The organism is Candidatus Zixiibacteriota bacterium, assembly GCA_036480375.1.
Classification (GTDB): domain Bacteria; phylum Zixibacteria; class MSB-5A5; order GN15; family JAAZOE01; genus JAZGGI01.
The window spans coordinates 93,986-109,268 of record JAZGGI010000003.1 but is presented as its reverse complement, the minus strand read 5'-3'; the positions used below and the strand labels follow the sequence as shown (position 1 = coordinate 109,268).

Below are 15,283 nucleotides of genomic sequence, written 5' to 3'. Positions count from 1 at the left end.
CAAGTTTCACCACGGAGGGTGACGTGCTGATATTGACAAGGAAGTTAGGGGAGTCTATCACCATTGGTGATGATATCAAGGTAACAGTTCTTGGTATCTATGGGCGCCAGGTGAGGATAGGCATAGAAGCCCCCTTACGAATAGTGGTGCACCGCGAGGAAATATACGTTAAGATACAGAACGAAAATCAGAAAGCGGCCAAAACCATTAAGGAGGACCTGACTAATGTAATAAAGGTCCTCAAACAAAAATTGAAAAGAGGAGATGGGAAGGCCAAGAAGTCGCCCCATATCAAACTTAAGCGCGATAATGATCAAAGATCACGGCCAAATGATTAATTCCGGGGATGATATGTTTGGAAGTAAAAGAAAAGCAAAGGAAGAATATGAGGATCCGGCCACAAAATACGGCCGGATGATAAGAGAAAAAAAGGGCCGGAAACGCTCTGAAAAGAAGCAATCACTATTATCCCGAATATTCAATATCGGGCATGATAGCGATTTTGTTTATCACGACGATTAAACCGGCGGGTGAGCCATGCGTGTAACTAACCAGATGATTATCAACCGGACGATTTTCAATTTGTCCCGGAACGCGTCAAGATTTATGGATTTGCAGAGCATGCTGTCCACCGGGAGGCGAATAAATACTCCGTCCGACGATCCTATCGGAACCCAGAGAGATTTGAATTATCGTTCAAGATTGGCCGAAATAATACAGCTTAAGTCCAATGTAAGCCAGGCGTACGGAAGACTGTCGTTCTACGAAGACACTCTTAATGATTTAAAAAACCTGTATGAATCGTCCAATTTAACCGCCACGACAATGGCCAACGATACCTTTACGGCGGTTGAGCGCGAAGCGGCCGCCAATGAAGTAGATTCCATATATCAACAGGTGCTGCAGTTGGCCAATAAAAAAATAAACGGACGCTATATTTATTCCGGTCATCGTATTCGAACAGCGCCGTTAGAAGCCAGCACCCACGGCGTTGTTTATAACGGCGACACAGGGATACTGGAAAGCGAAATAGAGGCTTCGGAGCGATTAATCACCAATCTAAATGGACAGGAAACGTTTTTTGCACCTCTTTTGACTCTCGGTGAAAACGGAGATCTAAGCGTGGGCATTACGAATATCACGAATCTCGCGGATTTAAATTTGGGCTCCGGGATCGACCAAACTCCGGGTACTTTTGAGATTCATGACGCCAATCGTGATCTTACTTATGTTATCGATGTATCCGGTGAAACAACCGTTGGTGATTTAATCACGAATATAAATACAAGCATGGGTGTTGGCGGGAATCTAACGCTTGATATTTCCGGTTCGGGCAATGCTTTGGAATGGAAACCCGAGATAGGTACCATAAATACCGTTACCGATATGACTCCGTTATCCAATCTACGCGAAGGAAACGGAATCACGAAGGATCCGGGACTTTTTAGAATTCGAAACGCTACTTCCACGATAGATTTTACTGTTGATATTTCAAGCGCGACGAATCTTGGTGAAGTGCGTAACGCCATAACCACCGCCCTAACCGGAGCTGGTATTTCAAATGTGTCGATAGGTTATAATGCCAATGGAACCGGACTGGCCATTACCGACGCCAATGCCGTTCCTCTTGATCTGATTATTGAAGATCTTACCGAGGAACAATCGACAGCCTACGAACTTGGGATTGCCGGAAATGTCGGAGCTAATCTTGAGGGCGCTGATTTGCGTCCTCAGCCCGATTTCACGATACGCGATATCGGCGGTCAAACAACGGCGACGGACCTGGGATCATTGGGAGGTATTCGCCATAATTTTATTGGACAGGATATTCGCCCCCGACTGACATCCGATTCAACTCTCGCTTCGCTAAATAATTTAACCGGCTTTGGACTGGGAGAAATCCATATTGCTCAGGGCAGCAGGACGGTCGTGCCAAATCTGGGCAATTCCTCATTGACGACTATAGATGATTTGATAAGCGCTATAAACTCGTCGGGTCTGGATGTGCAAGCGTCCATTAATGCCTCCGAAACAGGCATCCAGGTCGTTTCAACAATTGTCAATGAATCCTTGACAGTAAAAAGTAATGATTCGTCAAGAACGGCCGAAGCGCTCGGTATAGCCGGTTCGCCCGATATGTTGGGATCGCTAATTTTATTGTCAGATGCTTTGCATAATAACGATAGAGAGATGGCCGGGGCGTTGATGAACAATCTTGACCTGGCCATGCGGGAGTTATTGCGTTCCCGCGCCGATGTAGGCTCGCGTATGATGAGATTGGATACGACTCGGAATCGTCTCGAATCAACCGAAACATCGGTAACCAAAATGTTATCAGAAGTAGAGGATGCTGATATTATCACCCTCATCAGCGATGTTGCCCGCGAAGAAAATTTATACCAGGCGGCATTGGTGGCCAGCTCCAAGGTAATTCAGCCGTCTTTGATAGATTTTTTACAATAATAGGAAAATGAGGAATAGACATGAAAGTCATAACCGAGAGATTTGGTGAGCTTGAAATCAGTGAAGATTTAATCATAACCATGACCAAACCGATTTTGGGTTTCGAGCATTTAAGAAAATATGTCATCGTTGAAACCGATGATTTCGAGCCGTTTAAATGGTTTCAATCCATCGATGATCCCGGCGCGGCCTTTGTCATAATAAATCCTCTGCATTTTTTCCATGATTATATGGTTGAGGTCAATCCCAAAGAAATTGAGGAGTTAAATGTTGTCAAAGTCGAGGATGTTTTGACTTACGCGATTGTTACCATACCCCAGGATTATACCAAAATGACAGCGAATCTGCAGGGCCCGGTTTTGATAAATTCCGTTACGCGACTGGCAAAACAATTAGTCATGGTAAATTCTCATTACAAAATTAAACATCGCATGTTCGAGACGGTCAAGTCGGCCAAAACAGCCGTCCCAAAACGAAAAGTTTTGGCGGAAGTTTAAACACAATATCGGCACCTGATACATTTTGAATTTATCGCCATGTGTTCAATCAATTAAAACTCCTTTTTAGCGGATAGACATGAGCAAACAGAAAAGCAAAAATAAAAAGATATCTCATAAAAGAAAATTACAATTACGCTCAATTCAACCGGACGGAAATAATCTAAAGCGACAATTGAATAAAAACCCTCGGGATGACAACACAAGATATCAATTGGCGCAATACTATTTGGAATCAAAACAGGCTGAGAAAGCCCTCGAAATAGCCTTGCCTCTTGTTCAGAATATCCCTAAAGATAATAAAAGCAAACAAGCGATTGTTTTCCGATTTATCGCTTTTGCCGCGCTTTATGCCAACAGACTCGATGAAGCCGACGCCTATTCAAAGAAGGGAATTGACCTTGCCCCCGATAATCTCGATTTTTATTTTGTGGCCGCGATAACCTCCGCTCGACAAAGTAATTTTGAATCGGCCAAAGGATATGCGGAAAAATATTTGAATATTCGGGGAAATATGGCCAATGCCGAAGAATTAGCCAATCCTCTCGATCTTTCTTATAATATGAAATATCAACTTCTCAGCGGCTACGGAGCGGTCCTAAATGAATTGAACGAGAGGGAAAAAGCTGAGGATATTCTTTTTGAAGCGATAGAGGAAAATCCGGAATTTGAACCAAGCTATGTTAATTTGGCCGTATTATATAAATCACAAAGCAAATTTACCGAGGTATTTGAAATAATTAAGCAAGGATTACGGGCTATTCCTGAATCTGCCAAACTGCGGAAAATGATTGACTGGTCTGACAAGCGCACCACGATTTCTGCCTGTATGATTGTAAAGGATGAAGAGGAATTTCTGCCGCGATGTTTGCGATCAATCAAAGATGTTGTTGATGAAATTATTCTTGTCGATACCGGCTCGACCGATCGCACAATCGAAATTGCCAAAGAATTCGGATGCAAAATTTATCATTATCCATGGAAAGGGGATTTTTCCTCGGCCAGAAATGAATCAATGAAGTATGCCACCAAGGAATGGATTTTTATAATCGACGCCGATGAAGAATTTCCTCCCGAGGGAATACCGCAATTAAGGCTCGTGACAAGTCAGGATGAATTTGATATTGTATCAATTTCGGTAATCAATAAAAGTCTGGAAACCGGCCAGGTGACATCATTTCTCCCTTCGGTTCGCCTGGTTAAAAGGCGTCTTGATTTGAAATATTATGGCATTGTACACAATCGCCTCGATATTCCGGCTGATCTGCTTGCTTTGCGCAGTGAGATTCAACTATATCATTATGGCTATGATATCGCCCGTGATAAACTCGATAAGAAACTGGAGCGATCAAGAAAGCTATTGGAAAAACAACTGAAGAAGAATCCCAATGACGTTTATGCCAACTTCAACATGGCCCAGTTGCTCCGGGGATATAAAAACTCATCCAGTGAAGAAATCAGCAAACAAATTGTAGAACATGCCAATCGCGTTATCAACAATCCCGACTCCAAACTTCCGGTGTATTTTGGCCAACGAATAATGGCTCGTTATCAAAAGGCTATCGGTCTTTGTTCCTTACGAAAATACGAAGAAGCGGAAGAGTGTTGTCTGGAAGCGTTGGAAGAGAAGCCTGATTATCTCGATCCGATCCTGACTCTGGGTGATATTTATAATTATTTGACCAAATTTGATAAGGCCAAAGAATACTATCACTTGTATTTGGATAGTCAAAAGGAATATGACGCCGGAGATGAAAAGGATAATATTATTCTGCATAACCTCGAGGCCCGGCATAAGGCCTGGTTTGGCCTGGGATTGGCAGGCGAAAGGGAAGACAATCCGGAAGAAGCGATTGAAGCGTATCAACACGTTTTGAAAAACAAAGATCCATATCTCGATGCAAGCCTGCGTCTGGGGAAATTATATCTGGATAACGAATATTATAGCGAAGCCGAAGAAATATTCCGCAAGGAAATTGCCGGGGATGACACGGAAGCTTTGGCATTTCATGGCCTGGGCTGCGTATTGGCGTTGAAGAATCAAGAAGACGAAGCCATTACATATTTGGAAAAGGCGATTCAATTAAATCCTGATCTTGCCGAATGCCGACTAATGTTAGGTCAATTGCAATCAAAATCGGGCAATTTTGATAAGGGAATCGAGAATATAATTACTGCTGCGGAATCAAACCCTTCAAATCCGAAAATTAATTTTGAAGCGGGCAATAGCCTGTTTGAATTGGGCAATTTTGAAAAGTCGATTGAATGTTACACAAAAACTTTGGCGGTCACTCCCGATGATATAGAAGTTCTCAACAATCTCGGAAATTGCTTTTTCAAAATGAAACAATATCATCGAGCCGAAGAAATCTACCGGCAATTGCTTAAAATAAATCCGGATTACTGGCCGGCTTACAGGAATCTCGGGTTGTCATATTCTTACAATCAAAATCCGGAAAAAGCGATTGAGGCATTAATGCAATACTCTAAGAATACACCCGAAGATACAAGTATTTATAATGTTATGGGCTGCTGTATGTCGGATATGGGTTTGCATAGGGAGGCCATAGCCTGCTTTGAAAAGTATCTTTTAAGTTATCCTCAGGATTATATCTGTATCTTCAATATGGCCGATGCCTATTACAGGCTGGGCGCATTCGAAGCGGCACGGATGGGATACCGGCAGGTTTTGAATATCGCACCCGAATATGCGATTGCGCGGGAAAGGTTGAACAATCTGGAGAGTCCGGTAGCGACAAATTAACTTCCTTATTTTCAGCCGGTTAATAAAAAATATCTTCCAAAACCTCATAAAGTCAAACCGTAAATTGCCGATTTAATTAATGAATAAGTGGAGAAGTAAATTCACGCTAACCGAATAATGAAAGGAGGGGGCGGAAGACATAAATTTTGTCATGAAAATTTTTCGATTGTTAATAGGAATTTTGTGCCATGGATTGGCGGCAACCTTAATCCAAGGACATAGCGGGCAAGGAAGTCTCGCTTTGTTTCAAGGAGGAAATGCAAATGTCACTTCGTATTAACAACAACATTGCTGCAATCAACGCGCACCGTAATTTAACGGTAACCACCAGGGCGTTGGCCAGTTCGATGGAAAAACTGTCGTCTGGTTATCGCATCAACCGGGCTAGTGATAACCCGGCTGGTTTGGTTATTTCAGAACAGTTCCGTGCTCAGATCGCTGGTCTCGGCAAAGCGATTGAAAACTCGGAAGGTTCCATTAACATGATTCAGACCGCTGAAGGCGCTCTGAATGAAATGAACAATCTCCTGATATCCATGAGAGAATTGGCCATTCATGCCGCCAACGAAGGCTTTAATGACACTGATCAGTTGGCTGCTGACCAGGCTGAAATCGCTAACGCGATCGCTACTATCGATCGTATTGCCGCCAACACCCAATTTGGCACCAAGAAGCTGCTTGATGGCAGCAACGCCAACACCGCTACCATCACATCAGCAAATTCATCTTTGGTGACAGTTTTGGAAAGTCAGCTTACTACCGGTACGCACTCAGTATCCATTAGCAAGCAGACCGATTCGACCTCAACTTTGAACTCCACCGCCCTGGGTCTTTCCCTGAGTAACACCGATGGTGACCCGGATAATCTGGCTGAAGGCATCCACAATATTGATGTCCTCCAGGCTTCAGGTGGAGCCACCAAAACCTCAAATTCCGTTTATATGCAGGACTATTGGGGTAACGGAATGAGACTGGACGCGGCTTCCGCGGTTGGTACCATTAATAGTTCCACTGCCGGAGTCGTTCTGGCTAATGACGTAAGCGTTACGGTATCTTTCCGTGTGCAGGAGAGCGGCAGTTCCATTTCTCAGAAGCAGGCCGTTACCGTTGCTCTGGCTACTGGTGACAGTGTAACTGAATTCGCCACCAAGTTCAATACGGCTATTGCATCCAACTCCGCTTTGAACGGCAAGATCGAAGCTTCAGTTGATACTGGACGGTTAATCTTCGGTACTGTTAATGCCGGTACCCAGTATTCATTTGAGGTTAATGATTGGTCTGGATCGGCCAGTGTCGGTACATTCGCCGCCGGTACATCCGTCCGTGGTGTTTCAACCAATGCGCTTGACTTTGACGTTGATTCCGAGAATGTCACTCTCACCGCCAGCACGATGACCGTTGCGGCCGGTACTTACACTACCCTTGATTCTCTTATCACTGCTCTTGACGCTGCTTCCGGTACTGCCTATGGTAATATCGTTGGTACCGTCCGTGAAATGGGCATTCAGGCTAATGGTGATGATAAGATTAATTTCTTAACCAATGATGAAGGTTCGGATTATTCGGTTAAGATGGTTGACATTGGTGGAACCGATTCATTGCGCCAGGCGTTGGCTCTGACTCTGGATACAACCTCGCACTCTGGCACCGATGCCCTCATTGCCCTTGACGGTTACAACAACAGTATTTCTTCGGTGAAGTACAACACGACTGGAACCGCAACTCTGGCTAACAAGGCAGGGGATTCCTCGACGGTTGGTCGTGGTACGGTCGATATGATCGTTGGTACATCTGTTAATGGTATTGATCTGGGTAATCTGTTGCTCGACGTTTCCGCGCCTACCTTTAGTGTCTCTCTGGATGGCGCTCCCGGCACCTCTGCCACAGGTGGCGTCGATGCTTTGGTTTACAACCGCGATCGTACCGAATCACTTAAGTTAAATATTGGTCTCCGTTCGACAGGTGGTTCCGAAACCATCAATAACGTTGACCAGTCATTGGTCTTCCAGATTGGCGCCAATGTCGGCCAGACCGCCAAGATTGGTATCAGCAATATGGCTGCTTCAACTCTTGGCAGAGGTATTGCCGGCGTTATGTTCACCAATCTGTCCCAGATTGATGTTACTACCGCATTAGGCGCTCAGGATTCTCAGATGCTTATCGATACGTCCATTAACGAAGTCTCAACCCTTCGTGGCACGCTCGGTAGTTTCCAGAAGAACGCTCTGGAATCCAATCTGCGCAACCTGCGTATTGCCAAACAGAATCTGACCGCTTCAGAATCCACCATTCGTGATACCGATATGGCGGCTGAAATGTCAACCTTTGTTAAAAACCAGATTCTGCTTCAGGCCGGTACTGCTATGCTGGCCCAGGCCAACCAGGTTCCTCAGGTTGTCCTGTCGCTCTTTGGTTAATATACATAGGGATTTTGGGGAGGCGATATTCGCCTTCCCAAATCTCATAACCACGAGGTGAGATCATGCAAGTGGATGAGATGATTTCCACTGCGGGGCAGCACTCGATGGTGACGAAAGATATCGGACGTCGCGTCAACAATACGGATGTTCCGAGTGAAAGGGAAGTTGCGGATAAAGTCTTTGAAAAGACTGATGTATTTGAAAAAGGACAAAAAGAAATCGGCCTTGACGAGCTTGATAAAACCGTTGAAGGTCTGACCGAATATACAGGTTGGGGAAATTTTAATATCGATTTCGCATTGGATGACGAAACAAACAGTATGGTAATTAAAATTATAGATAGGGATTCGGGGGAAACGGTACGCCAAATCCCGCCGGAGCAAATGCTAAATTTGAGAAGCCATTTAAGAGAACTTCTCGGTTTAATTTTCGATCATATGGCTTGATAAATAGGATATTTATACATAGGAGTTAGGTATGCCCGGAGCAAATTCAATAGTCGGTCTGGCATCGAATCTTGATACTACCGCCATTATTGACGCGATGATTGCCGCCGATCGCCAGCCTGCTCTTTTCATGGAAAGAGATAAAGCCTGGAAATCTCTTGAGATTACTAAGTTCAAGGCATTATCCGCGAGACTACTGGCCCTGCAGTCAAGTATAAATGCTTTAAATGATGAGCGGGGTTTTTCGCAGGCCAGCATTCAGGTCTCAAATTCAAATATTTTAACCGCCTCAGCCGAATCAGCTATCGGTACCGGTACCTATACATTAAACGTCGATTCACTGGCAAAAAATCATCAGATCGCGTCTCAGGGATATACGGATGTCACTTCCGCTCTTCTGGGTACCGGAACCACAACAATTTCGATAGGCGATGATAATCCCACGACAATAGAACTAAGCGAAGACAATAATTCACTGATAGGCTTGAAAAACGCTATTAACGATGCCAATATTGGTATAACGGCGTCAATCATTAATGATGGTTCCGCTTCAAAATCCTATCGCCTTGTATTAAGCGGTAATGAAACCGGAGCCCAGGAGACAATCTCATTTTCAAGCTCGTTAACCGGCGGAGAAGCGCCGGATTTTATTAATTCTTCATTTGATAATCCGGAAACTACGGGATTCTCGGTTTCGGCGACATCTCAGGTGTCATTGGGAGCGACGTCGTCTTTTACCGGCGCGACCAATAAGGCTTTTACTTTTACCATCGCCGGTACGGGAACTCAAACCGTCGGGTCCGGAGATATCACGATAGACTGGACCGACGGAACCGATTCCGGATCAATTGTCGTATCTCAGGCGGATACGGAAATTATCGGGCCGGAAGGATTGAAATTATCTTTCGCTGATGGCGATTTGGTTGCCGGCGACACTTTTACCGTATCAACCTTCGCGCCTCTCCTTCAGAAGGCTTCCGATGCCCAGGTGTCAATGGGTTCCAGCGACGGTGGCGCCTCACCGATTATCATCAATTCAAAGACTAATACCGTCAAAGATATAATCACCGGATTAACGGTGGAACTAAAAAATATTACTACTGCCGAAACCGGCCCGGTCATCATCAGCACCGGACTGGATACGTCCGCGATCAGAAGCAAACTCAATAGCTTCATCAATGCCTATAATGACGTTATGGAATTTATCGATAAAGAAAATTCCTTTAACTCCGACACGGAAGAAGGCGGCGTTCTCATGGGGGACGTCACCGTTCAAATGATTCAATCGAGACTATCGGGATTAATTATCAATCCCATCGTCGGCCTCGATAAGTCGATGAGCGCACTATCGGCGATTGGCATTCGCGTTGATCAGGACGGGAAATTAGCCCTCAAATCTTCCTCCAAACTCACTTCGGCGCTTAAAGAAGATTTTGAGGCAGTTATGAGACTCTTCGTTGATGGAGGAGACTCGGATAATACGGGTATTTCGTTTTTAAGCACCTCTCCCGAAATTACCGGCGGTTCAGAGTTTGAAATTGATATCACTCAGGCCGCGACTCATGGGTATTACCAGGGCGGGAATATATCCGATCCCTCCACGACCCCGATTTCCCTGACCAGTTCCAACAATAAAATTCAATTGAGAATCGATGGTCGTGTCTCAGAAGTGATGACTTTAACGGCGCGAGAATACAGTTCATCCGCCGATTTAGTCAATGAAATACAAACTCGCATAAATAATGATAAAAATATAAGCGCTATGGGTGTTACCGCGGAATGGGTAGATACCGGGTCAGGAAAGGGATATATAAAGCTTACTTCATCCAGCTATGGTTCAGCTTCAAAAGCGGAATTAATGACATCGATTCCCAATTCGGCGTATGCTGATCTGGGGTTATCTGCCGGGACCTTACACGCCGGATTAGATGTTGCCGGTACTATTAACGGTGAATCAGCCACCGGCCAGGGTCAGGTTTTGACCGGAGACGAGGATAACGTAAACACCGCCGAGTTACAGCTTAAAATTACATTGACAGAAGCCCAGGTCAGTTCAGCCATTGAGGGAAATATAACGATCACAAAAGGTCTGGCGTCGGTTCTGGCCGAAAAACTCGATAATATCACGAAATCCGGCAGTGGGATCATTGATACCAAAACAAGCTCTCTTGAAAAGCAAATTGAAAATATAGATAAACAGATTAAGTCCTTAGACGAAAGATTAGCGATTCGTCGCGAATCTCTCGTCCTGGAATTTATAGAATTGGAAATGGTGCTTTCTCAGCTTCAGACCGAAAGCGCCTTCCTGGAATCACAATTAGAGGGGATAGCCGCAAACTTTGCGCAAATGACAGGGAAAAAATAAATGATTAACGGCCATAATGCTTACCGGGAAACCAGCACCATGGGTATGTCCCAACTGGATTTGGTTTTAACCGTATATCGCGGGACAATTGGCTTTTTAAATCAGGCCAAGACTGAATTTGAATTAAAAAACTATACTGAAGGCCGAACGGCATGCGACAAAGCGAGAAAATGCCTGGTTCATTTATATACTACTCTTGATATGGAAAAAGGAGGGGAGATAGCCGAATATCTGGGGAAAATATACGCCCATATTATCGAGCAGCTCGATATTGCAGTGGCTGATAAATCGCCAAAGTATTTTGAAGACATGATATCACATTTGATGACTATTAAAGAAGCATGGGACGGATTAAAAGAATTGGAAGATCAAAAAAACAATATTGAAAATCCAAATTCTAAAACCGGCAATATCGATCAGCCGGAAGAAGCTATTAATGATGATTTATCGCCTGTAAAACATAAAGAATTAGTAATTTCCGCTTAGGAGACTTTGATACAATGGAATATAACGCCATCAATGTACTGGAACAGGAACTTATTAGAATTCTTAAAGAGGAATACTCTTTTTATCAATCTCTCTATATTTTGATTGATAAGCAAAAAGATCTATTGAAATTTGAAAAGGAAGAAAAAATCCTCGATATCTATACCGAAATTGAAAGATGCCATAAGAGAATTCTGTCTTCGGAAAAAAAGGTAGCCGGTTTGCGCCAAAGAAATCCCAAACTCTTTCAACTGGCCGCTTCTGCGCCGGAAATCAGGAAAATCGCGCAAAGCATTGTCACTCTAATTCGCAAGAATATGATTCTGGTTAAAGAAAATGAAGAATATGCTTCAGGCAGATATGAAAGAATAAAAGCCGAACTCAAAGATTTGCAAAAATCGAACAAAATCGTTAAATATATAAAGGATGTCGAGCTTTCTCCACAGTTTGTGGACAAGAAAAATTAGATTTATCTAAAGCCTGGAATTTTCACTGTCGATACATAGGACTAGTAGAGGTGAAAAACGATGAAGATAGGACCTGTAGACAGTGGCGGACGTCCTGAACGTCCCCAAAATGAGACACAGAGGAGAGACAAGGCTGGGTCGGAACAAAATCGGCGACAAAATCGCTCAGATTCGATAGATATATCGAAATCGGCCCGGGAATTATCCGAATATGCGGAAAGCAACAAGAGCGCTAATCGAGATGTTCCCCAACCGGCGCCAGCCGATTTGCCCGAGCAACTATCCGCCTATACCGAAGAGATAGAAGAATCCCAGGTACGGGAAGAAAAAGTTGAACAGGCAAAGCAAAGGGTCGAGTCAGGATATTACGATTCAGCCCGAGTCAAAGAGGAGATCGCCAAAAGGATCACTGACGACGTCTTTGGTGAATGACTTCCTTGACGGGGGAGAAAAGCAGCTTTATGACAACGCAGCTTGTCGATTCAGGGATTGAAGAAAAGATCATACGAGTAATCGGAGGAGTAAATAATTTACCTACTCCGCCGATTGTATTTTCTCAAATACAGAAAGTGCTGAACAATCCCAATACTTCGGCATTCGATATCGCCGCAATTCTACAGGAAGATCCGGCGATCTCGGCCAAGGTTTTAAAACTCACCAATTCCGCCTATTACGGATTAACCAAGGAAATTGAATCGGTCCGACAAGCCGTTGTTATCGTCGGCATGGAAGCGATAAAGAATTTGGTATTATCGGCCTCAATGTTCGCAGCTTTCTCAAGCAGTCAATTGGACAAAGAATTTCAGGATGTATTCTGGAGGCATTCACTCGGTACCGCCTTTGCCGCCCGTCTTTTGGCCCATAAATTAAAAGCGAATATGGGCTTTGACGCCGAGGCGGCGTTTTCAGCGGGGATGCTTCACGACATTGGCAAAATGGTTATCTCTGTATATATGCAGGATGACGCGAAAAAACTCAGCGAACTAAAACTTCAAAAGCCGGATACACCGGATCATGTTCTTGAAGAAGAAGTGCTGGGATATAATCATGCCCAGATCGGTTCGCTTCTTGCCAAACAATGGAAATTGCCGCATAAATTGCAGGAAACGATAATGTTCCATCATTTCCCTCAATTGACCGAAAGTGACAACAATAATCTTCCGTATTTGATTCATATGTCGGATTACCTGGCACATTATACTTTTGATTATGATGCCGAAGAAGATAAGGAATTCAAAATGGCCACGCAGGAAGGCATTCTGGATTATGTCGGGACTTCATTAGACGGTTTGGTGTCTTTTTCCCCGTTGCTCCGTGAAGAATACAGCAAGTCGGAAACCTTTATGGAAATGGCAAAGGGTTTGTAAGAAGTATTATTCCTGACAGTAACCTAATTTCAATTAATCCCCAATTACTTATTCATATCCATTCTTATTCTAATCTATTCATTTTTCAATATTTGATTGATCTGCCCTGCTACAAAACTATTCACCATCAGGACAATCTTAAAAATTCTAAAATAAGTTAAGATCATCTGTGAATGGTCTCGAAGGATTGAATGACCAGTGCGTGTAATGTAGGCATCCAAAACCAAGGAGGTTACTCTATGGATGAATCTGCCCTGAAAATAGTATTCCAATTTCTAATCTTTTTAGTTATTCTTTTACTTTTCTTCACTAGCAGGGTTTGGTGATTTACAAATAAAGTAGTACAAATCATATATTTTATTGCCTTTCGCGAAAAATTACCCGACCTGCATAGGAACAAAACTCCGATGTTCCATTGGTTATAATTGATCCCACAACCCCCTAAAGTTAAAATAATATCACACAAACACTTAAAGCACTAAAATCTTCATAAAATACATCAAGATTCGGCGAGATTTTTGCAACTCAGACTGAAAAGATTTCATATTTTATCGCTGAGTGACAGGGAATGTCTGAGTTACTTACAGAAGCCGAACAGCTTTATAATCAGGGGCAAATCGAAAGAGCCAGGGAACGATTTGAAGAGCTTGTCCGGAGCAATCCCCGCAACAAAGAGGCGCTTAATAATCTTGGTGTCCTGGCCTATGAAGAAAACAAATTAGGCGATGCCGCCCGATATTTTACTCAGGCATTGGAAATAGATCCGTTCTATAAGGACGCTATCTTTAATATCTGTGGTTTACTCCGTGAAAATGGGAATCTTGACGCCGCCGGATCATTACTTGAAATCGCCGTAAATAAATATCCAGATGACACCGAGTTGGCCGAGCTACTGGATGAATCGCTACAGGCAAACACCTCCGTTTCGGATATAAAAGAATCATTAATCGGTGATGATGAAAAAGTTTCGGAATCCGAATCAGTAAAAACTCTCAGGGTTTTGCAGGGTACATACGAAATCGCCAATCAGAGTCATACGATTTCCAAGGCTCTTCAAAGTCAGGGTATGTATTCCAAAACGCTCTGCTATTACCCCAATTACCTGAAATATAAATCAGACTATACCCTTGATCTTGCCTCATATAAGAACACCCGGGAAGCGAAGTCGCATCTTATGAAATTTGCCGAGCAATTAGTCCCGCAATTTGATGTTTTTCATTTTCACTTTGGAACAACCCTGACCCTCGATTATTCTGATTTGCCGATATTGCAGAAAGCGGACAAAAAGATAGTCACTCATTACTGGGGCAGTGATGTGAGATTAATGTCCAAAGCACAAGAATTCAATTCTTATATAAAAGTCAAAGGCGATAACGAAGCAGGCATCATTCGCAACATGGAATCGATGGCCAAATATGTTTCGCATTGCATTGTCGGCGATGAGGAGTTGTATCAATATGTCAAAGATTATTTCGAGCATGTCCATATAATTCGCGCGGCGATAGACCTCGATAAATATGTGGCGCCAGAAAATAAAAAAGAAAATGAGAAATTCCTGATCGTTCATGCCCCCACCGATTCGGATATCAAGGGCTCGACCTTTATTCAGCAGGCGGTTGATGATCTCAAGGAAGATTATGATTTTGAATATCGTTTGATTAAAGGCATGTCGCATGAAGAGGCTAAGAAAAATTATGCCGAAGCTGATTTGATTGTCGATGAACTTCATTGCGGCAGTTACGGCCTTTTGTCAATTGAGACAATGGCGATGGAAAAGCCGGTAATAACCTGGATATGCGATTTTATGAAAGAAAAATATCCGCCCGAACTGCCGATCATATCGGCCAATCAGGAAACAGTTAAGGATAAAATAAAGTACGCTCTGGATAATCGAGATGAGCTCAAAGAGATTGGGCAGCGGGGCAGAGCCTACGTAGAAAAATATCATGATATGAATAAGATAGCCCGGCAATTGATGGAGTTATATCAGGAAATATAGAATAACGGA

At 43.5% G+C, this 15,283-nt stretch carries 13 protein-coding genes; all 13 read left to right on the top strand.

The features are described 5' to 3' along the window. Window positions 1-23 precede the first annotated feature (23 nt). The 13 genes from csrA to V3V99_00425 all read left to right on the top strand — a co-directional run bounded on the left by csrA (window position 24) and on the right by V3V99_00425 (window position 15,274). Complete coding sequence (gene csrA, locus V3V99_00485) at window positions 24-338, top strand: carbon storage regulator CsrA (GenBank protein ID MEE9441132.1); 315 nt, start codon at window positions 24-26, stop codon at window positions 336-338. A gap of 13 nt (window positions 339-351) precedes the next feature. After that, entirely contained in the window at window positions 352-522 is a 171-nt protein-coding gene (locus V3V99_00480; protein ID MEE9441131.1) for a hypothetical protein, read from the top strand. A 15-nt stretch (window positions 523-537) separates the two neighbouring features. Then, window positions 538-2,463, top strand: coding sequence for a flagellar hook-associated protein FlgL (gene flgL, locus V3V99_00475; GenBank protein ID MEE9441130.1), 1,926 nt, complete (start codon window positions 538-540; stop codon window positions 2,461-2,463). Window positions 2,464-2,483: 20 nt separating this feature from the next. Next, window positions 2,484-2,960 carry a flagellar assembly protein FliW gene (fliW, locus tag V3V99_00470; GenBank protein ID MEE9441129.1) on the top strand — a complete coding sequence of 159 codons (477 nt, stop codon included), beginning with the start codon at window positions 2,484-2,486 and terminating at the stop codon, window positions 2,958-2,960. 79 nt (window positions 2,961-3,039) lie between these two features. Next, entirely contained in the window at window positions 3,040-5,724 is a 2,685-nt protein-coding gene (locus V3V99_00465; GenBank protein MEE9441128.1) for a tetratricopeptide repeat protein, read from the top strand. Between the two features lie 263 nt (window positions 5,725-5,987). Continuing rightward, the gene (locus tag V3V99_00460) at window positions 5,988-8,141 is read left to right on the top strand and encodes a flagellin (GenBank protein ID MEE9441127.1); all 2,154 of its coding nucleotides are present in this window, start codon (window positions 5,988-5,990) and stop codon (window positions 8,139-8,141) included. 80 nt (window positions 8,142-8,221) lie between these two features. Beyond that, window positions 8,222-8,590: a flagellar protein FlaG gene (locus tag V3V99_00455; GenBank protein ID MEE9441126.1), complete on the top strand. Its 369-nt coding sequence runs from the start codon at window positions 8,222-8,224 to the stop codon at window positions 8,588-8,590. Window positions 8,591-8,621: 31 nt separating this feature from the next. Then, window positions 8,622-10,955 (top strand): flagellar filament capping protein FliD, encoded by a 2,334-nt coding sequence (gene fliD, locus V3V99_00450; GenBank protein ID MEE9441125.1) that lies wholly within the window; start codon window positions 8,622-8,624, stop codon window positions 10,953-10,955. Next, on the top strand, window positions 10,956-11,441 hold the full coding sequence (locus V3V99_00445) for a flagellar export chaperone FliS (GenBank protein ID MEE9441124.1): 486 nt from the start codon (window positions 10,956-10,958) through the stop codon (window positions 11,439-11,441). A gap of 14 nt (window positions 11,442-11,455) precedes the next feature. Further along, window positions 11,456-11,908: a hypothetical protein gene (locus V3V99_00440; GenBank protein ID MEE9441123.1), complete on the top strand. Its 453-nt coding sequence runs from the start codon at window positions 11,456-11,458 to the stop codon at window positions 11,906-11,908. A gap of 60 nt (window positions 11,909-11,968) precedes the next feature. Next, complete coding sequence (locus V3V99_00435; protein ID MEE9441122.1) at window positions 11,969-12,340, top strand: hypothetical protein; 372 nt, start codon at window positions 11,969-11,971, stop codon at window positions 12,338-12,340. 29 nt (window positions 12,341-12,369) lie between these two features. Then, window positions 12,370-13,275 carry an HDOD domain-containing protein gene (locus tag V3V99_00430; GenBank protein MEE9441121.1) on the top strand — a complete coding sequence of 302 codons (906 nt, stop codon included), beginning with the start codon at window positions 12,370-12,372 and terminating at the stop codon, window positions 13,273-13,275. A 568-nt stretch (window positions 13,276-13,843) separates the two neighbouring features. Then, window positions 13,844-15,274, top strand: a complete 1,431-nt coding sequence (locus V3V99_00425; GenBank protein ID MEE9441120.1) for a tetratricopeptide repeat protein — start codon at window positions 13,844-13,846, stop codon at window positions 15,272-15,274. Window positions 15,275-15,283: the final 9 nt, after the last annotated feature.